Genomic DNA, 19,323 nt, shown 5'->3' on the forward strand with positions numbered 1-19,323 from the left:
GACTGAATCAGCCTTGTTTTTTAACGAGCGCTTCGACGATGTTCGACGGAGCCTCAGCGTATTTGGAGAATTCCATGGAGTAGCTCGCGCGACCCTGGGACATGGAACGAACGTCGGTCGCATAACCGAACATCTCTCCGAGCGGAACTTCAGCACGGACAACCTTGCCGGACACCGAATCTTCCATACCCTGGATCAGACCACGACGACGGTTCAGGTCACCCATCACGTCACCCATGTAGTCCTCAGGGGTCACAACTTCTACCTTCATGATCGGCTCAAGCACCTTACCGCCGCCTTTGGCTGCGAGTTGCTTGGTCGCCATGGAGGCCGCCACCTTGAACGCCATCTCGTTAGAGTCGACGTCGTGGTAGGAACCATCAAACACGGTTGCCTTCAGGCCGATCAGCGGATAGCCGGCAACGATGCCGTTCTTCATCTGCTCTTCGATACCCTTCTGGATCGCCGGGATGTATTCCTTCGGAACCACACCACCCACAACCTCGTTGGTGAAAACCAGGCCTTCGGTGATGTTGCCGTGTGCGTCCACGTCTGGCTGCGAGAAGCGGATCCAGCAGTGACCGAACTGACCGCGACCACCGGACTGACGAACGAACTTGCCTTCGATTTCGACGTTGTCTTTGGTGATCTGCTCGCGATAGGAAACCTGCGGCTTACCGATGTTGGCTTCGACGTTGAATTCGCGCTTCATGCGGTCAACGAGGATGTCCAGGTGAAGCTCGCCCATACCCGAGATGATGGTCTGGCCGGTTTCTTCGTCGGTCTTGACGCGGAACGACGGGTCTTCCTGAGCCAGCTTGCCCAGTGCGATACCCATCTTTTCCTGGTCCTGCTTGGTTTTCGGCTCGACAGCTACCGAAATCACAGGCTCAGGGAAGTCCATACGCTCGAGGATGATCGGCTTGTCGGCGTTGCACAGGGTGTCACCAGTGGTGACGTCCTTCATGCCGATCAGAGCAGCGATGTCGCCGGCCAGTACTTCCTTGATTTCTTCACGCTGGTTGGCGTGCATCTGCACCATACGACCAACGCGCTCTTTCTTGCCCTTGACCGAGTTGATCACGGAGTCGCCGGACTGCAGCATACCCGAGTAAACACGGACAAAAGTCAGAGTACCAACGAACGGGTCGGTGGCAATCTTGAACGCCAGAGCCGAGAACGGCTCGTTGTCGTCGGCATGACGCTCGTCGTAGTCGGCGTCGACCAGCTCTTCCTTTGGCTTCTCGATCAGGTCAGGGTGGATACCCTTGATCGCAGGAATCTCGGTAGGAGCAGGCAGGAAGTCGATAACGGCGTCGAGAACCAGGGGAACGCCCTTGTTCTTGAACGACGAACCACAGACAGCCGGAACGATCTCGCTGGCCAGGGTACGCGCGCGCAGACCGGCCTTGATTTCTTCGACGGTCAGCTCTTCGCCTTCCAGGTACTTGTTCATCAGCTCTTCGCTGGACTCGGCAGCCGCTTCAACCATGTTGGAGCGCCACTCTTGAGCCAGCTCCAGCATATCGGCAGGAATTTCTTCCTCGCGATAGGTGGTGCCTTTGTCGTCTTCGTTCCAGTAGATAGCCTTCATCTTGATCAGATCGACCTGACCCTGGAAGTTCTCTTCCGAACCGATGGCCAGCTGAACAGGAACCGGGGTGTGACCCAGACGGTTCTTGATCTGACCTACGACGCGCAGGAAGTTGGCACCGGCACGGTCCATCTTGTTCACGTATACAACACGTGGAACGCCGTACTTGTTGGCTTGACGCCATACGGTTTCGGACTGTGGCTCAACGCCGGAGGTACCGCAGAACACAACGACAGCGCCGTCGAGTACACGCAGCGAACGCTCAACTTCAATGGTGAAGTCAACGTGGCCGGGGGTATCGATGACGTTTACGCGGTAGTTGTCATACTGACCCTTGGAGCCTTTCCAGAAGGTAGTGACAGCAGCGGAGGTAATGGTGATACCCCGCTCCTGCTCCTGCACCATCCAGTCGGTGGTCGCGGCGCCATCATGCACCTCGCCCAGTTTGTGGCTCAGGCCTGTGTAGAACAGGATCCGCTCGGTAGTAGTGGTCTTGCCCGCGTCAACGTGCGCGCAAATACCAATGTTACGGTAGCGGTTGATTGGTGTAGTACGAGCCATAGAGCCCTCGCAAAAATAGTGATGCCTGAATTAGAAGCGGTAGTGCGAGAACGCTTTGTTGGCTTCGGCCATACGGTGTACGTCTTCACGCTTCTTGACTGCAGCACCTTTGCCTTCAGCAGCATCCAGCAATTCGCCGGCCAGGCGCAGGGCCATAGACTTCTCGCCGCGCTTGCGCGCGTAGTCTACCAACCAGCGCATTGCCAGGGCGTTACGACGGGACGGACGAACTTCGACCGGAACCTGGTAAGTAGCACCGCCAACACGGCGCGACTTCACTTCGACCAGCGGAGCGATGGCGTCGAGAGCTTTCTCGAAGATTTCCAGGGGATCGCTGTTCTTGCGTTCTTTGACCTTGTCCAGCGCACCGTAAACGATACGCTCGGCAACGGCCTTCTTGCCGCTTTCCATCACGTGGTTCATGAACTTGGCGAGAATCTGCGATCCGTATTTTGGATCGTCCAGAATCTCACGCTTGGCTGCTACACGACGTCTTGGCATTGATAAGCCCTCAAACGGTCTTCAGGTTAGCTCGGGACAGGGAACCCAGAGGTTGCGTGCCCGACCTTACTCTTATCGACTCAATAAAATTGATAACTGCAAATTGCTGCAAACGGCCGATTACTTCGGACGCTTGGTACCGTACTTCGAACGACCTTGGTTACGACCTTTGACGCCGGAGGTATCCAGGGAGCCGCGAACGGTGTGGTAACGAACACCTGGCAAGTCTTTTACACGACCGCCGCGGATCAGTACCACGCTGTGCTCTTGCAGGTTGTGGCCTTCACCACCGATGTACGAGGAAACCTCGAAACCGTTGGTCAGACGCACACGGCATACTTTACGCAGTGCCGAGTTAGGTTTTTTCGGCGTGGTGGTGTACACACGGGTGCACACGCCACGACGTTGCGGGCAGTTCTGCAGCGCAGGAACGTCGGATTTCTCGACGATACGCTTACGCGGCTGACGTACCAGCTGGTTGATAGTTGCCATCTACTAGCTCCACTGTTGTCTTGCGACGCTATTGTCTTGCAAGAAAAGCAAAATGGCAGGACGAAGTCCCACCAAATTTAGGGGTACAAGAGTCTAAAGAGGATCTTGCCCCTCGTCAAGGCAAGGCCCCGACATCCCCCACCCTCCCCTTCGCAACAGATTATGTCGCGAAGATCGGGTGAGGGCCGCCAGGGCCCTACGCTTTAGTTGCCGCTGGAGTTCAGCGCTTCGGTCAGTGCAGCTTCCACTTCACTGGCGCTAACACGCAACGGCTTGTCGGCATCACGGCGACGCTTGCGCTCGCTGTGGTAGGCCAGACCGGTACCGGCCGGGATCAGACGACCCACGACCACGTTTTCTTTCAGGCCGCGCAGGTAGTCGCGCTTGCCGGTTACCGCCGCTTCGGTCAGTACGCGGGTGGTTTCCTGGAAGGAAGCCGCCGAGATGAACGATTCGGTGGACAGCGAGGCCTTGGTGATACCCAGCAGTACACGAGTGAACTTGGAGACAAATTTGTCTTCCGCGCCAAGGCGCTCGTTCTCTACCAGTACCTGGGTCAGCTCCATCTGGTCGCCCTTGATGAAGCTGGAGTCACCCGACTCGGCAATCTCGACCTTACGCAGCATCTGACGCAGGATGGTCTCGATGTGCTTGTCGTTGATCTTCACGCCTTGCAGACGGTAAACGTCCTGGATCTCGTTGACGATGTACTTGGCCAGCGCGCTAACACCCAGCAGACGCAGGATGTCGTGCGGATCGCTAGGACCGTCCGAGATGACTTCGCCGCGGTTCACTTGTTCGCCTTCGAAGACGTTCAGGTGACGCCACTTCGGAATCAGCTCTTCGTACGGATCGCTGCCATCGTTCGGAGTGATGACCAGACGGCGCTTGCCCTTGGTCTCTTTACCGAAGGCGATGGTACCGCTGACTTCAGCCAGAATCGAGGCTTCTTTCGGACGGCGCGCTTCGAACAGGTCGGCAACGCGCGGCAGACCACCGGTGATGTCACGGGTCTTGGACGTTTCTTGCGGGATACGCGCGATAACGTCACCAACACCGATCTGTGCACCGTCAGCCACACCGACCAGGGCGTTGGCTGGCAGGAAGTACTGAGCCGGTACGTCGGTACCTGGCAACAGCAGATCCTTGCCGCTGGCGTCGACCATCTTGATTGCAGGACGGATTTCCTTGCCTGCAGCCGGACGGTCTTTGACGTCCAGAACCTCGATGTTGGTCAGGCCGGTCAATTCGTCGGTCTGACGCTTGATCGTGATGCCTTCTTCCATGCCCACGAAGGTCACGGTACCTTTCATTTCGGTAACGATCGGGTGGGTGTGCGGGTCCCACTTGGCGACGATGGCGCCAGCGTCGACCTTGTCGCCTTCCTTCACCGAAATCACGGCGCCGTAAGGCAGCTTGTAACGCTCGCGCTCACGACCGAACTCGTCGGCAATCGCCAACTCGCCGGAACGCGATACGGCAACCAGGTTGCCGTCGGCACGCTCAACCTGCTTGAGGTTGTGCAGACGAACCATACCGCCGTTCTTCACCTGGACGCTGTCGGCAGCCGAGGTACGGCTTGCAGCACCACCGATGTGGAACGTACGCATGGTCAGCTGGGTACCCGGCTCACCGATCGACTGTGCAGCGATAACGCCGACAGCTTCACCGATGTTCACCTGGTGACCGCGAGCCAGGTCGCGACCGTAGCACTTGGCGCAGATGCCGTAGCGGGTTTCGCAGCTGATCGGCGAACGCACGATCACTTCGTCGATGCTGTTCAGCTCGATGAACTCGACCCACTTCTCGTCGACCAGGGTACCGGCCGGAACGATGACGTCGTCGGTGCCAGGCTTGAACACGTCACGGGCGATTACACGACCCAGTACGCGCTCACCCAGCGGCTCTACAACGTCGCCGCCTTCGATGTGCGGGGTCATGACCAGACCCTGCTCGGTGCCACAGTCGATCTCGGTAACCACCAGATCCTGCGCCACGTCTACCAGACGACGGGTCAGGTAACCGGAGTTCGCGGTTTTCAACGCGGTATCCGCAAGACCCTTACGCGCACCGTGAGTCGAGATGAAGTACTGCAGTACGCTCAGACCTTCGCGGAAGTTCGCGGTGATCGGCGTCTCGATGATCGAGCCGTCCGGCTTGGCCATCAGACCACGCATACCGGCCAACTGACGAATCTGAGCTGCCGAACCCCGGGCACCGGAGTCAGCCATCATGTACATCGAGTTGAAGGACTCCTGCTCGACTTCGTTGCCTTCGCGGTCGATGACCTTCTCTTTCGAGAGGTTGGCCATCATCGCCTTGGACACTTCGTCGTTCGCCTTGGACCACAGGTCGATGACCTTGTTGTACTTCTCGCCCTGGGTTACCAGGCCGGAGGCGTACTGGCTCTCGATCTCTTTCACTTCGTCGGTGGCAGCACCGATGATGCGGGCTTTTTCATCCGGGATAACGAAGTCGTTAACACCGATGGAAACGCCGGAGATGGTCGAGTAGGCAAAACCGGTGTACATCAGCTGGTCAGCGAAGATGACGGTCTCTTTCAGACCAACCACGCGGTAGCACTGGTTGATCAGCTTGGAGATCGCCTTTTTCTTCATCGGCTGGTTGACCACGTCGTACGACAGACCTGGCGGTACAACCTGGAACAGCAGTGCACGGCCGACAGTGGTGTCGACGATGCGGGTGTTCTTAACGCTGCCGCCATCACGATCGTTCACGGTTTCGTTGATACGAACCTTGATCTTGGCGTGCAGGGCCGCTTCGCCGGCGCGGAATACGCGGTCGACTTCCTGCAGGTCGGCGAATACGCGACCTTCGCCCTTGGCATTGATGGCTTCGCGGGTCATGTAGTACAGACCCAGTACAACGTCCTGCGAAGGAACGATGATCGGCTCACCGTTGGCTGGCGACAGGATGTTGTTGGTCGACATCATCAGCGCGCGCGCTTCGAGCTGGGCTTCCAGCGTCAGCGGCACGTGCACGGCCATCTGGTCACCGTCGAAGTCGGCGTTGTACGCGGCACAGACCAGCGGGTGCAGCTGGATGGCCTTGCCTTCGATCAGTACCGGCTCGAACGCCTGGATACCCAGACGGTGAAGGGTCGGTGCACGGTTGAGCAGTACGGGGTGTTCGCGAATCACTTCGGCAAGAACGTCCCACACCTCTGGCAACTCGCGCTCGACCATCTTCTTGGCAGCCTTGATGGTGGTCGCCAGACCACGCATTTCCAGCTTGCCGAAAATGAACGGCTTGAACAGCTCGAGGGCCATTTTCTTCGGCAGACCGCACTGGTGCAGACGCAGGGTCGGACCTACGGTAATTACCGAACGACCCGAGTAGTCAACGCGCTTACCGAGCAGGTTCTGACGGAAACGACCTTGCTTACCCTTGATCATGTCGGCCAGGGATTTCAGAGGACGCTTGTTCGAGCCGGTGATGGCGCGGCCGCGACGGCCGTTGTCGAGCAGTGCGTCGACCGCTTCCTGCAGCATGCGCTTTTCGTTGCGCACGATGATGTCAGGCGCAGACAAATCGAGCAGGCGCTTCAGACGGTTGTTACGGTTGATCACCCGACGGTACAGGTCGTTCAGGTCGGAGGTCGCGAAACGACCGCCATCCAGCGGAACCAGTGGACGCAGGTCTGGCGGCAGAACCGGCAGAACGGTCAGGACCATCCACTCAGGCAGGTTGCCCGAGCCCTGGAAGGCCTCCATCAGCTTCAGTCGCTTGGACAGCTTCTTGATCTTGGTTTCCGAGTTGGTCTGCGGAATCTCTTCGCGCAGGCGGCCAATCTCGTGCTCCAGGTCGATAGCGTGCAGCAGTTCGCGGACGGCCTCGGCACCCATGCGGGCGTCGAAGTCATCGCCGAACTCTTCCAGCGCTTCGAAGTACTGCTCGTCGTTCAGCAGCTGACCTTTTTCCAGGGTGGTCATGCCCGGGTCGATAACGACATAGCTCTCGAAATAGAGAACGCGCTCGATATCACGCAGGGTCATGTCCATCAGCAGGCCGATACGCGACGGCAGCGACTTCAGGAACCAGATGTGGGCAACAGGCGAGGCCAGCTCGATGTGCGCCATGCGCTCACGACGAACTTTTGCCAGCGCGACTTCAACACCGCACTTCTCGCAGATCACGCCACGGTGCTTCAGGCGCTTGTACTTGCCGCACAGGCACTCGTAGTCCTTGACTGGGCCAAAGATCTTGGCGCAGAACAGGCCGTCACGCTCAGGCTTGAACGTACGGTAGTTGATGGTTTCCGGCTTTTTTACTTCACCGAACGACCACGAACGGATCATCTCAGGCGAGGCCAATCCGATACGGATGGCGTCGAACTCTTCGACTTGACCCTGGTTTTTCAGCAAATTCAGTAGGTCTTTCAAGGCCTTTCCTCCTGGCGGAGCAGGGAGCGGGCTTTTCAGCCGCGCTCCCGATTCGCGTCACGTGTTATTCGGTTTCCAGATCGATATCGATACCGAGCGAACGAATCTCTTTGATCAACACGTTGAAGGACTCGGGCATGCCCGGCTCCATACGGTGATCGCCGTCCACGATGTTCTTGTACATCTTGGTCCGACCGTTCACATCGTCCGACTTCACTGTGAGCATTTCTTGCAGGGTGTATGCCGCGCCGTATGCTTCCAGCGCCCACACTTCCATCTCCCCGAAACGCTGACCACCGAACTGCGCCTTACCACCCAGCGGCTGCTGGGTAACCAGGCTGTAAGAACCAGTGGAACGCGCGTGCATCTTGTCGTCCACCAAGTGGTTCAGCTTGAGCATGTACATGTAACCAACGGTCACTGGACGCTCGAACTTGTTGCCGGTACGACCGTCGAACAGCTGCATCTGACCGCTTTCCGGCATGTCTGCCAGTTTCAGCATGGCCTTGATTTCGCTTTCCTTGGCACCGTCGAAGACTGGAGTGGCCATTGGCACACCGCCTTTGAGGTTCTTCGCCAGGTCGAGGATTTCCTGGTCGGAGAAGTCTTCCAGGCTTTCCTGACGACCACCGATCTCGTTGTAGATCTCGGTGAGGAACTTGCGCAGCTCGATGACCTTGCGCTGCTCTTCGAGCATGCGGTTGATCTTCTCGCCCAGGCCCTTGGCCGCCAGGCCCAGGTGGGTTTCGAGGATCTGACCGACGTTCATACGCGAAGGTACACCCAACGGGTTGAGTACCACGTCCACCGGCGTACCGTTGGCGTCGTGCGGCATGTCTTCGACCGGCATGATCACGGAGACCACACCCTTGTTACCGTGACGACCGGCCATCTTGTCGCCCGGCTGGATGCGACGACGGATTGCCAGGTAGACCTTGACGATCTTCAGTACGCCCGGTGCCAGGTCATCGCCCTGCTGCAGCTTGCGCTTCTTGTCTTCGAACTTGTCGTCCAGCAGACGGCGACGATCAACGATGTAGGCCTGGGCCTTCTCGAGTTGCTCGTTCAGCGCGTCTTCGGCCATGCGCAGTTTGAACCACTGGCCGTGCTCCAGACCGTCCAGCACTTCGTTGGAGATGACCGAACCTTTCTTCAGGCCGGCACCACCTTCGACGACCTGACCGTTCAGGGCGCTGCGCAGACGTTCGAAGGTTGCGCCTTCAACGATGCGGAACTCTTCGTTCAGGTCCTTGCGGATCTCGTCCAGCTGCATCTTCTCGATGGACAGCGCACGGCTGTCGCGCTCGACGCCATCGCGAGTGAAGACCTGTACGTCGATGACAGTACCCTTGGTGCCGGTCGGCACACGCAGGGAGGTGTCTTTGACGTCGCTGGCCTTCTCGCCGAAGATCGCACGCAGCAGTTTTTCTTCTGGCGTCAGCTGGGTCTCGCCTTTTGGCGTGACTTTGCCGACCAGAATGTCGCCAGCGCCGACTTCAGCACCCACGTAGACGATACCGGCTTCGTCCAGCTTGTTCAGCGCAGCCTCACCCACGTTCGGGATGTCCGCGGTGATTTCCTCTGGACCAAGCTTGGTGTCACGGGCCACACAGGTCAGTTCCTGGATGTGGATCGTGGTGAAGCGGTCTTCCTGAACCACACGCTCGGACAGGCAGATGGAGTCTTCGAAGTTGAAGCCGTTCCACGCCATGAACGCGATGCGCATGTTCTGACCCAGAGCCAGCTCACCCATGTCGGTGGACGGGCCGTCGGCCATGATGTCGCTACGCTGAACCACATCACCCTTGCTCACCAGCGGACGCTGGTTGATGCAGGTGTTCTGGTTCGAGCGGGTGTACTTGGTCAGGTTGTAGATATCGACACCAGCTTCGCCGGTTTCAACTTCGTCATCTGCAACACGCACCACGATACGGCTGGCGTCGACGGAATCGATCACACCGCCACGACGAGCCACGACGCAAACGCCGGAGTCACGCGCAACGTTGCGCTCCATGCCGGTACCTACCAGCGGTTTGTCGGCGCGCAGAGTCGGTACAGCCTGACGCTGCATGTTCGAACCCATCAACGCACGGTTGGCGTCGTCGTGCTCGAGGAACGGAATCAACGATGCGGCAACAGAAACTACCTGCTTTGGCGAAACGTCCATCAGGGTGACGTCTTCCGGCGCCTTGACGGTGAATTCGTTCAGGTGACGGACCGCTACCAGTTCGTCGATCAGTTGCTTCTTCGCATCCATCGTGGCCGAAGCCTGTGCGATGACGTGATCAGCTTCTTCGATCGCCGACAGGAACACGATGTCGTCGGTAACCACACCCTCTTTCACCACGCGGTACGGGCTCTCGAGGAAGCCGTACTGGTTGGTGCGGGCATAGGCCGCCAGGGAGTTGATCAGACCGATGTTCGGACCTTCAGGGGTCTCGATCGGGCACACGCGGCCGTAGTGGGTCGGGTGTACGTCACGGACTTCGAAGCCTGCGCGCTCACGGGTCAGACCACCAGGGCCGAGTGCCGAGACACGACGCTTGTGGGTGATCTCGGACAGCGGGTTGTTCTGGTCCATGAACTGGGACAGCTGGCTCGAACCGAAGAACTCCTTCACCGCCGCCGCTACCGGCTTGGCGTTGATCAGGTCTTGCGGCATCAGGCCTTCGCTTTCAGCCATGGACAGACGTTCTTTGACCGCGCGCTCTACACGCACCAGGCCAACGCGGAACTGGTTCTCGGCCATTTCGCCGACACAGCGCACGCGACGGTTACCCAGGTGGTCGATGTCGTCGACGATGCCTTTGCCGTTACGGATGTCGACCAGGGTCTTGAGGACCTCGACGATATCTTCCTTGCTCAGCACGCCCGAACCTTCGATCTCGGTACGACCGATACGACGGTTGAACTTCATGCGACCAACAGCCGACAGGTCGTAACGCTCGGCGCTGAAGAACAGGTTGTTGAACAGGGTCTCTGCGGCATCCTTGGTTGGCGGCTCGCCAGGACGCATCATGCGATAGATCTCGACCAGCGCTTCCAGTTGGTTGCTGGTGGAGTCGATCTTCAGGGTATCCGAGATGAACGGACCGCAGTCGATGTCGTTGGTGTACAGGGTCTCGATGCGAACGACCTGAGCCTTGGCGATCTTCACCAGTGCTTCGGTGGTCAGCTCGGTGTTGCATTCGGCCAGGATTTCACCGGTAGCCGGGTGCACGATCGCCTTGGCGGTGGTGCGGCCCAGAACGTATTCCAGCGGCACGTCCAGGGATTTGACACCAGCCTTTTCCAGCTGGTTGATGTGGCGAGCGGTAATACGACGACCCTGCTCGACAATCACCTTGCCGCTGTCGTCATGGATGTCCATGACCGCGATTTCACCACGCAGGCGTTGTGGCACCAGTTCCAGGCTGAGCTTTTCGCCCGCCACGTGGAATACGTTGGTGGTGTAGAACGCGTTCAGCACTTCTTCGGTGGTGTAGCCCAGCGCGCGCAGCAGTACGGAAGCCGGCAGCTTGCGACGACGGTCGATACGGACGAATACACAGTCTTTCGGATCGAATTCGAAGTCCAGCCACGAGCCGCGGTAAGGAATGATCCGCGCCGAGTACAGCAGCTTGCCCGAGCTGTGCGTCTTGCCACGGTCGTGGTCGAAGAACACGCCTGGCGAGCGGTGCAGCTGGGAAACGATAACACGCTCGGTACCGTTGATTACGAAGGTACCGTTTTCAGTCATCAGGGGGATTTCACCCATGTAGACTTCTTGCTCTTTGATGTCCTTGATCGCTTTGTTCGACGATTCTTTGTCGAAAATGATCAGGCGGACTTTCACGCGCAGCGGTACCGCGTAGGTTACCCCGCGCAGTACGCATTCTTTGACATCAAAGGCCGGTTCGCCCAGACGATAGCCAACGTACTCCAGGGCAGCATTGCCGGAGTAGCTGATGATCGGGAAAACCGATTTGAAGGCCGCATGCAGGCCCACGTCGCGGAACTGATCTTTAGTCGCTCCCGCCTGCAAGAATTCACGATACGAATCCAGCTGGATGGCCAGGAGGTAAGGCACATCCATGACGTCCGGCAACTTGCTAAAGTCCTTGCGGATACGTTTTTTCTCAGTGTATGAGTAAGCCATCAGCGTTCCCCAGCTTGGTCACCTGCTTGTTTGGCTTCTCCCGACGGGAGCAGCCAGAAAATCGTGCAAACCCCATGGTTTGCGCCACCGTCATCGGTGGTTACCGCTCGTCATCGGCGCCGACCTGATCGGCTGCCAATAACGGAAAAAGGCCGGTGGCAAAAGCCACCAGCCATCAGCCTTTCGCTTGTCGCTCGGGCTGGAGACGCACAGTCGAAATTACTTCAGTTCGACGGTAGCGCCTGCTGCTTCCAGGTCAGCCTTGGCTTTGTCAGCGGCTTCTTTCGAAACGCCTTCAGCAACGACTTGAGGAGCGGTATCAACCTTTTCCTTGGCTTCTTTCAGGCCCAGGCCGGTCAGTTCACGAACAGCCTTGATCACGTTTACTTTCTTGTCGCCAGCGGCAACCAGAACAACGTTGAACTCGGTTTGTTCTTCAACAACGGCAGCGGCAGCAGCTGGGCCAGCAGCGGCAACAGCAGCGGTAACGCCGAAGGTTTCTTCCATTGCTTTGATCAGCTCAACAACTTCCAGAACGGTTTTCTGGCCGATTGCTTCGATGATTTGCTCGTTAGTCAGAGACATGACTTAAATCCTGTATTGGGGTGACAGCCTACGCAGCCATCAAATTAAACGTATGATTTCGAAAGGGCTTGCGGTGCCTTAGGCAGCAGCAGCTTCTTTCTGGTCGCGAACGGCTGCCAGAGTACGAGCCAGCTTGCTGGTCGCGCCTTGGATCACGCTCATCAGCTTCGCAATGGCCTCGTCGCGGGTCGGCAGGGAAGCCAACACGTCGATCTGGTTTGCGGCAAGGAACTTGCCGTCGAACGCAGCTGCCTTGATCTCGAACTTGCTCTGACCCTTGGCGAACTCAGCGAACAGACGAGCAGCAGCGCCCGGGTGTTCGTTGGAGAACGCGATCAGGGTAGGGCCGGTGAACACGTCGTTGAGGACACTGAATTCAGTGTCGGCAACAGCGCGCTTGAGCAGGGTGTTACGTACAACACGTACGTAAACGCCAGCTTCACGAGCCTCTTTACGGAGTCCGGTCATTGCGCCTACAGTCACACCACGGGCATCAGCCACGACAGCGGACAGAGCGACTTTGGCAGCCTCGTTGACTTCAGCGACGATGGCCTTCTTGTCTTCGAGTTTAATTGCCACGGGTAAAACTCCTGCTTGTTACCGTTTCATCCAGCCGAAGCCGAATGTCGTTTTGGTGTCTGACTCGGTAAGGAATCAGGGGCACCATCTGCGTAGGCTTGAGGTTTAAGGCTTGCGCCGCCTACGGTCTTGGATAGCCCCCGCCAGGCAGGGACCCCAATTTTTGCTGACGGGCGCAATTGCTCGCGCCCATCGCGGTCTTACGCGTTCAGGGAACCTTGATCGATTACCAGACCTGGGCCCATGGTGGTGCTCAGGGTAACGCGCTTGACGTAGATACCTTTCGAGGAAGCTGGCTTGATACGCTTCAGATCAGCGATCAGGGCTTCAACGTTTTCCTTCAGCTTGACGGCTTCAAAGCCGATCTTGCCAACGGAAGTGTGGATGATGCCGTTTTTGTCGGTACGGTAGCGAACCTGACCAGCCTTGGCGTTTTTGACCGCGGTGGCTACGTCTGGAGTTACGGTGCCAACTTTAGGGTTAGGCATCAGGCCGCGAGGACCCAGAACCTGACCCAGCTGACCTACAACACGCATTGCGTCCGGGGAGGCAATAACGACGTCATAGTTCAGGTCGCCGCCTTTCATTTCGGCAGCCAGATCGTCCATGCCTACACGGTCAGCGCCGGCAGCCAGAGCGGCCTCGGCAGCTGGACCCTGGGTGAACACGGCAACACGTACGGTCTTGCCAGTGCCGTGTGGCAGCACGGTAGCGCTACGAACGACCTGGTCGGATTTACGTGGGTCAACGCCCAGGTTAACGGCTACGTCGAAGGACTCGCTGAACTTCACGGTAGACAGTTCGGCCAGCAGCACTGCTGCTTCTTCGAAGTTGTAGACTTTGCCCGCTTCGATTTTCGAAGCGATAGCCTTTTGGCGCTTGGTCAGCTTAGCCATTACACACCCTCCACGTTGAGGCCCATGCTGCGAGCGGAACCGGCGATGGTACGCACGGCCGCTTCCATGTCAGCAGCGGTCAGATCAGCATTTTTGGTTTTTGCGATCTCTTCCAGCTGAGCACGGGTCACAGTACCAACTTTGACGGTGTTCGGACGCGCAGAACCGCTGGTCAGGCCAGCTGCTTTCTTCAGCAGAACCGAAGCAGGGGTGCTTTTGGTTTCGAAAGTGAAGCTACGGTCACTGTATACAGTGATGATCACAGGAGTCGGCAGGCCGGCTTCTTGACCCTGGGTACGGGCGTTGAAGGCCTTGCAGAATTCCATGATGTTCACACCGTGTTGACCCAGTGCTGGGCCGACGGGTGGACTTGGGTTGGCCTGGCCGGCCTTTACTTGCAGCTTGATGTAAGCCTGAATCTTCTTAGCCATGAGCTACTCCAATATCGGGTACAAGCGCCAGAAGGCTCCCCGGATTACTTGCGTTTTATCCCAGTGACGACAAAACCCCGCAGCACATAGGGCTGCGGGGTATGGGATGCGTCGTTCTGCTAGACCTTTTCGACCTGGCTGAACTCAAGCTCCACCGGAGTAGAGCGACCGAAGATGAGCACCGCTACCTGGAGCCGGCTCTTCTCGTAGTTAACCTCTTCGACCGTGCCGTTGAAATCAGCAAACGGACCGTCTACAACACGAACCACTTCACCTGGCTCGAACAGCGTTTTCGGCTTCGGCTTGTCGCTGCCATCGGCAACGCGACGCAGAATGGCCTCGGCTTCTTTATCGGTGATGGGTGCAGGCTTGTCTGCGGTACCACCAATGAAGCCCATGACACGAGGGGTGTCCTTGACCAAGTGCCAAGTCCCTTCGTTCATGTCCATCTGAACCAGCACGTAGCCCGGGAAGAACTTACGCTCGCTTTTGCGCTTCTGGCCATTGCGCATTTCAACCACTTCTTCAGTGGGGACCAGAATCTCGCCGAAGCCATCTTCCATGCCAGCCAGCTTTACGCGCTCGATGAGCGAGCGCATCACATGCTTCTCGTAACCCGAGTAAGCATGTACAACATACCAACGCTTAGCCACAGGACACCCTTAGCCAACAATCAAGGAAATCAACCAGCCGAGCAGGGAATCGAGCCCCCACAACAGCAGCGCCATGACCAGGACAACAGCCACCACAATAAGGGTGGTCTGCATGGTCTCTTGGCGGGTTGGCCATACGACTTTACGAATCTCGGTGCGAGCTTCCTTTGCCAGCGCAAAGAACGACCTACCCTTTGCAGTCTGCAAGGCAACAAAGCCAGCAACAGCAGCAAGAGCGAGGAGTGCAATAACGCGATACAGAATCGGCGAAGCGGAGTAATATTGATTTCCGACCACGCCTACCACCACCAAAGCGACAACAGCCAGCCACTTGAGCAGATCAAAACGAGAGTCTTGGGCTTCAGACTTGGGAGTCATCTAGAAGGATCCTGTGAAAAGAAAGCCAGACACACAAGGTGAATCTGGCAGGTCAGGAGGGAATCGAACCCCCAACCTACGGTTTTGGAGACCGTCGCTCTGCCAATTGAGCTACTGACCTAAAAGCTTATCAGGCCGACCATTATGCCGGCCTGATCGAGAGAAATCAACTACTTATTCAATAACCTTTGCTACTACACCCGCACCGACGGTACGACCGCCCTCACGGATAGCGAAGCGCAGACCGTCTTCCATCGCGATGGTCTTGATCAGAGTGACAGTCATCTGGATGTTGTCACCTGGCATTACCATTTCAACGCCTTCTGGCAGCTCGCAGTTACCAGTCACGTCAGTAGTACGGAAGTAGAACTGTGGACGGTAGCCTTTGAAGAACGGAGTGTGACGGCCGCCTTCTTCCTTGCTCAGAACATAGACTTCTGCGGTGAACTTGGTGTGCGGTTTGACCGAACCCGGCTTAACCAGAACCTGGCCACGCTCAACGTCGTCACGCTTGGTGCCGCGCAGCAGCACGCCGCAGTTCTCGCCAGCACGACCTTCGTCCAGCAGCTTGCGGAACATCTCAACACCGGTGCAGGTGGTGGTGGTGGTGTCACGCAGACCAACGATTTCCAGGGCGTCTTGAACGCGGACGATGCCACGCTCGATACGACCGGTAACAACGGTACCACGACCCGAGATCGAGAATACGTCTTCGATTGGCATCAGGAACGGCTTGTCGATAGCGCGCTCAGGCTCTGGAATGTAGCTATCCAGGGTTTCGACCAGACGCTTGACAGCGGTGGTGCCCATTTCGTTATCGTCTTTGCCTTCCAGCGCCATACGAGCCGAACCAATGATGATCGGGGTATCGTCGCCTGGGAAATCATAGGTGGACAGCAGGTCGCGAACTTCCATCTCGACCAGCTCCAGCAGCTCAGCGTCGTCTACCAGGTCAGCCTTGTTCAGGAAGACCACGATGTACGGAACGCCAACCTGACGGGACAGCAGGATGTGCTCACGGGTTTGCGGCATCGGACCATCAGCGGCCGAGCAAACCAGGATAGCGCCATCCATCTGAGCAGCACCGGTAATCATGTTTTTTACATAGTCGGCGTGACCCGGGCAGTCAACGTGCGCATAGTGACGAATGTTCGAGTCATACTCGACGTGCGCAGTATTGATGGTGATGCCACGTGCTTTTTCTTCCGGGGCGCTGTCGATCTTGTCGAAGTCAACCTTGGCAGAACCGAAAACCTCGGAGCAAACGCGAGTCAGCGCGGCAGTCAACGTCGTCTTACCATGGTCAACGTGACCAATGGTGCCGACGTTCACGTGCGGCTTGTTACGTTCGAACTTTTCCTTAGCCATCGAGACTGTCCCCCGGTAGAAGTAATAAGCAGATCAAACCGACCATTAAAACAAAGGCAGATATTTTCATATCTGCCTTGTCATATGGAGCTCTTGAGCGGATTTGAACCGCTGACCTCACCCTTACCAAGGGTGTGCTCTACCAACTGAGCTACAAGAGCGTAACACTGTGCAACAACAGCAAACCTGGAGCGGGTAGCGGGAATCGAACCCGCATCATCAGCTTGGAAGGCTGAGGTTCTACCACTAAACTATACCCGCGGAGCTTGCAGCTCTCGCTAAACTGGTGGAGGGAGAAGGATTCGAACCTTCGAAGTCGTAGACGTCAGATTTACAGTCTGATCCCTTTGGCCGCTCGGGAACCCCTCCAATGTGGCCGGCATTTTCTACTCTTGCCGTCCTGCTGTCAAGCTTTTTCTCATTAAAATCTTGAGGTTAGCTACTTTGACAACTGCTTCACTGCGTTACCACCTAGTGGTCATCGCTGTGGAGCGGGCGCCATTCTATGCAAACTATTCGATAGTTGCAACGCCTTCGCACAACATTATTTTATCTTTTAAGTCTTTGAAATCATGGGAAAGTCCGGCGAGCACCGTTGCGTCCAGCAAGCGACGGCTTTCAGGCGCTATCTGCAGCCACCACCCCTGACTGTCGGGCAGCCTCCCCACTACCTTGCGCGCCCGGATATCCAGGCTGATCAGACGCTGACGAAGGCTATTCAGTAGCTCGGGGCTAGCCAATGCCCCAAGGTAGAGACACTCATCGTCCTTCTGCGATGGCGCCTCGCGAGACTCGCTGAGTAGACGAATACCCTGCTGACTTCCCTTGTAGAGCGACAGCGATGTCACCTCTTTCGCCCTCAACGGTGCCTCCTGCTGGTGCCAGACGTAGTAGACGACATTGAGGACCAGCAATAACAGAAACAACCAGCGCATACACACCTCACTCCAGCGGACAGGCCATCGCCAGGCCTACGAACACCAGGTCGGGAACGATTCGGGCTTGCGGTACCACCTGGTGCAACAGGCCTGCGTCGCCACCGGTAATGAACAGGGTAAAATCCTCACCCCACAATGAGCGCGCCTGCTCGAGCTGAGTCAACACAAATCCATGCAGCATGAGCGTACAGCCGCGCTCTACCGCCTCGACGGTAGAGCGCCCAGGCTGCAGACTCGACAATGCACGCTCGGCGGACTCGTCGTCATAGCGGATACGCCGGGTATGGGTACGCAATTGATTGCGCATCAATGGCATCCCAGGGCAGATGAAACCTCCCAGGTGTTCCCCCTGCGCCGATACGAAATCCGATGTGACAGCGGTCCCCAGATCAATGACCACGCATGCCCTCCTGGCCAGATGGTACCCGCCAAGCAAAGCCAGCCACCGATCGAGCCCAAGACGCTCGTAATCGTCATAGCCATTGGTAACCCCGGCCAATGCAGTTGCCGAGCGCGCGCGCACTATCGACAGCCCGAACGCCTTCACCAGGGCATCACCAAGATGATCGGTCTCTTCTTCTGTACGCACACTGACCAGGCGGCAACGGGCCGGGGTATCGCCCGCAAGCGCCTCAACAGCCTCGATCAGCGCCTGGTTGGTATCGACGATGCCGCCGCCAACAACCGATGCGTCGGTGCGGATAACCCGCCACTTGATAAAACTGTTACCGCAATCGAGCTCAAGAATCATCGCGTAACCTCAAACTGAGCTCACCACCACTAAAGCTCTTCTCAACACCTTCGACCTGAAGACGCAGCGCGCCCTGACGATCGATACCGAGCACAACGCCGTCGACCCTGGTGACGCCGGCTATCAACGATACTGCACACCCCTGCCACAGGTGCCCTTGCTCCCACTCCGCCTGCAAGTCGGTAAAACCCGACTGACGATGTCGCTCCAGGTAAACCTGCAGATTCTCATTGAGCAGCGCAACCAGCTGGTTGCGATCAACCTGCTGCCCTGTTTCGAGCCGGACGGATGTCCATGCCTGATCGACCTCGCTGTTGGTCTGCATATTCACGTTCACACCAATACCCAGCACCACATGACAGACATCAGCGGGATCCCCCACAAGCTCAAGAAGAATACCTGCGATCTTGCGACCGTTGGCCAGCACATCATTTGGCCACTTCAAGCCCGCAGCATTCACTCCGACGGACTGAAGGGTACGCATGACCGCCAAACCCACCACAAGGCTCAGGCCTTCCAGTTGCCGCATGCCACCGTCGATACGCAGCACCAGGCTGTAATAGAGATTCTGCGCAAAGGGGCTTGACCAGTTTCTGCCACGGCGACCGCGCCCTGCGCTCTGATGCTCAGCCAGAACCAGAAAGGGTGCCTGGCGACCGGCACTGATCGCGCGCAACGCTTCGGCATTTGTCGAGTCAATCTCTTCATGGATGTGCATTGGCCAGAGCCGGCCTGTACCGGCACTCTCGATGGCGCTGACGTCCAACAGCGACAAAGGCGCAGCCAGCCTGTAGCCCCGCCCTCGCACCTTGTACACCGGCAGACTCAATTCAGCCTCGAGATGCTGCAATTGCTTCCACACGGCGCTGCGGCTGATGCCCAGGGCAGCACCCAAGGCCTCGCCGGAATGGAATCGACCATCCTTGAGGAGTTTCAACAACTTCAGCATGCCAATCTCGACTCACAATGAGGCACGCATGATAGCTATGCGCTGAAGGATTGCATACCTGTTGTAGGACGCGTCCTTACGGAGAAATAGCTGCGTGATCGCAGCT

General features: G+C 57.5%; 15 protein-coding genes and 4 tRNA genes. All 19 read right to left on the reverse strand.

All coding sequences use genetic code 11. The features are described 5' to 3' along the window. Window positions 1–7: 7 nt before the first annotated feature. The 19 genes from fusA to birA all read right to left on the reverse strand — a co-directional run bounded on the left by fusA (window position 8) and on the right by birA (window position 19,217). Window positions 8–2,155 carry an elongation factor G gene (gene fusA / locus NP552_RS19340; protein ID WP_043861933.1) on the reverse strand — a complete coding sequence of 716 codons (2,148 nt, stop codon included), beginning with the start codon at window positions 2,153–2,155 and terminating at the stop codon, window positions 8–10. 30 nt (window positions 2,156–2,185) lie between these two features. Beyond that, window positions 2,186–2,656 carry a 30S ribosomal protein S7 gene (gene rpsG / locus NP552_RS19345; RefSeq protein ID WP_008089143.1) on the reverse strand — a complete coding sequence of 157 codons (471 nt, stop codon included), beginning with the start codon at window positions 2,654–2,656 and terminating at the stop codon, window positions 2,186–2,188. 120 nt (window positions 2,657–2,776) lie between these two features. Next, window positions 2,777–3,148: a 30S ribosomal protein S12 gene (gene rpsL / locus NP552_RS19350; protein ID WP_003186084.1), complete on the reverse strand. Its 372-nt coding sequence runs from the start codon at window positions 3,146–3,148 to the stop codon at window positions 2,777–2,779. Window positions 3,149–3,351: 203 nt separating this feature from the next. After that, window positions 3,352–7,551, reverse strand: coding sequence for a DNA-directed RNA polymerase subunit beta' (gene rpoC / locus NP552_RS19355; protein ID WP_054916698.1), 4,200 nt, complete (start codon window positions 7,549–7,551; stop codon window positions 3,352–3,354). Window positions 7,552–7,615: 64 nt separating this feature from the next. Continuing rightward, a complete protein-coding gene (rpoB, locus tag NP552_RS19360) occupies window positions 7,616–11,689 on the reverse strand; it encodes a DNA-directed RNA polymerase subunit beta (protein ID WP_043861935.1) in 4,074 nt (1,357 codons plus the stop codon). 219 nt (window positions 11,690–11,908) lie between these two features. After that, complete coding sequence (rplL, locus tag NP552_RS19365; protein ID WP_043861936.1) at window positions 11,909–12,274, reverse strand: 50S ribosomal protein L7/L12; 366 nt, start codon at window positions 12,272–12,274, stop codon at window positions 11,909–11,911. A gap of 78 nt (window positions 12,275–12,352) precedes the next feature. Next, window positions 12,353–12,853 carry a 50S ribosomal protein L10 gene (gene rplJ, locus NP552_RS19370; protein WP_043861937.1) on the reverse strand — a complete coding sequence of 167 codons (501 nt, stop codon included), beginning with the start codon at window positions 12,851–12,853 and terminating at the stop codon, window positions 12,353–12,355. Window positions 12,854–13,053: 200 nt separating this feature from the next. Then, window positions 13,054–13,749, reverse strand: a complete 696-nt coding sequence (gene rplA / locus NP552_RS19375; RefSeq protein ID WP_043861938.1) for a 50S ribosomal protein L1 — start codon at window positions 13,747–13,749, stop codon at window positions 13,054–13,056. Next, window positions 13,749–14,180, reverse strand: a complete 432-nt coding sequence (rplK, locus tag NP552_RS19380; protein WP_028944937.1) for a 50S ribosomal protein L11 — start codon at window positions 14,178–14,180, stop codon at window positions 13,749–13,751. The genes rplA and rplK overlap by 1 nt, the downstream gene beginning before the upstream one ends. 119 nt (window positions 14,181–14,299) lie before the next feature. Then, entirely contained in the window at window positions 14,300–14,833 is a 534-nt protein-coding gene (nusG, locus tag NP552_RS19385) for a transcription termination/antitermination protein NusG (RefSeq protein ID WP_043861939.1), read from the reverse strand. 9 nt (window positions 14,834–14,842) lie between these two features. Then, a complete protein-coding gene (gene secE / locus NP552_RS19390) occupies window positions 14,843–15,211 on the reverse strand; it encodes a preprotein translocase subunit SecE (RefSeq protein WP_043861940.1) in 369 nt (122 codons plus the stop codon). A gap of 45 nt (window positions 15,212–15,256) precedes the next feature. After that, window positions 15,257–15,332: transfer RNA gene (locus NP552_RS19395), tRNA-Trp, on the reverse strand. Window positions 15,333–15,385: 53 nt separating this feature from the next. Beyond that, window positions 15,386–16,579, reverse strand: coding sequence for an elongation factor Tu (tuf, locus tag NP552_RS19400; protein WP_100634181.1), 1,194 nt, complete (start codon window positions 16,577–16,579; stop codon window positions 15,386–15,388). An 85-nt stretch (window positions 16,580–16,664) separates the two neighbouring features. Further along, window positions 16,665–16,740, reverse strand: a tRNA-Thr gene (locus NP552_RS19405). Window positions 16,741–16,766: 26 nt separating this feature from the next. Further along, window positions 16,767–16,840: transfer RNA gene (locus NP552_RS19410), tRNA-Gly, on the reverse strand. A gap of 23 nt (window positions 16,841–16,863) precedes the next feature. Then, window positions 16,864–16,948, reverse strand: a tRNA-Tyr gene (locus NP552_RS19415). Between the two features lie 143 nt (window positions 16,949–17,091). Then, on the reverse strand, window positions 17,092–17,514 hold the full coding sequence (locus NP552_RS19420; RefSeq protein ID WP_043861942.1) for a hypothetical protein: 423 nt from the start codon (window positions 17,512–17,514) through the stop codon (window positions 17,092–17,094). A 7-nt stretch (window positions 17,515–17,521) separates the two neighbouring features. Further along, a complete protein-coding gene (locus tag NP552_RS19425; protein ID WP_043861943.1) occupies window positions 17,522–18,268 on the reverse strand; it encodes a pantothenate kinase in 747 nt (248 codons plus the stop codon). Continuing rightward, entirely contained in the window at window positions 18,258–19,217 is a 960-nt protein-coding gene (gene birA, locus NP552_RS19430) for a bifunctional biotin--[acetyl-CoA-carboxylase] ligase/biotin operon repressor BirA (protein WP_043861944.1), read from the reverse strand. Before birA ends, NP552_RS19425 begins: the two co-directional genes overlap by 11 nt. Window positions 19,218–19,323: the final 106 nt, after the last annotated feature.

Source organism: Pseudomonas sp. 8209, from assembly GCF_028682105.1.
Taxonomy (GTDB): domain Bacteria; phylum Pseudomonadota; class Gammaproteobacteria; order Pseudomonadales; family Pseudomonadaceae; genus Aquipseudomonas; species Aquipseudomonas palmensis.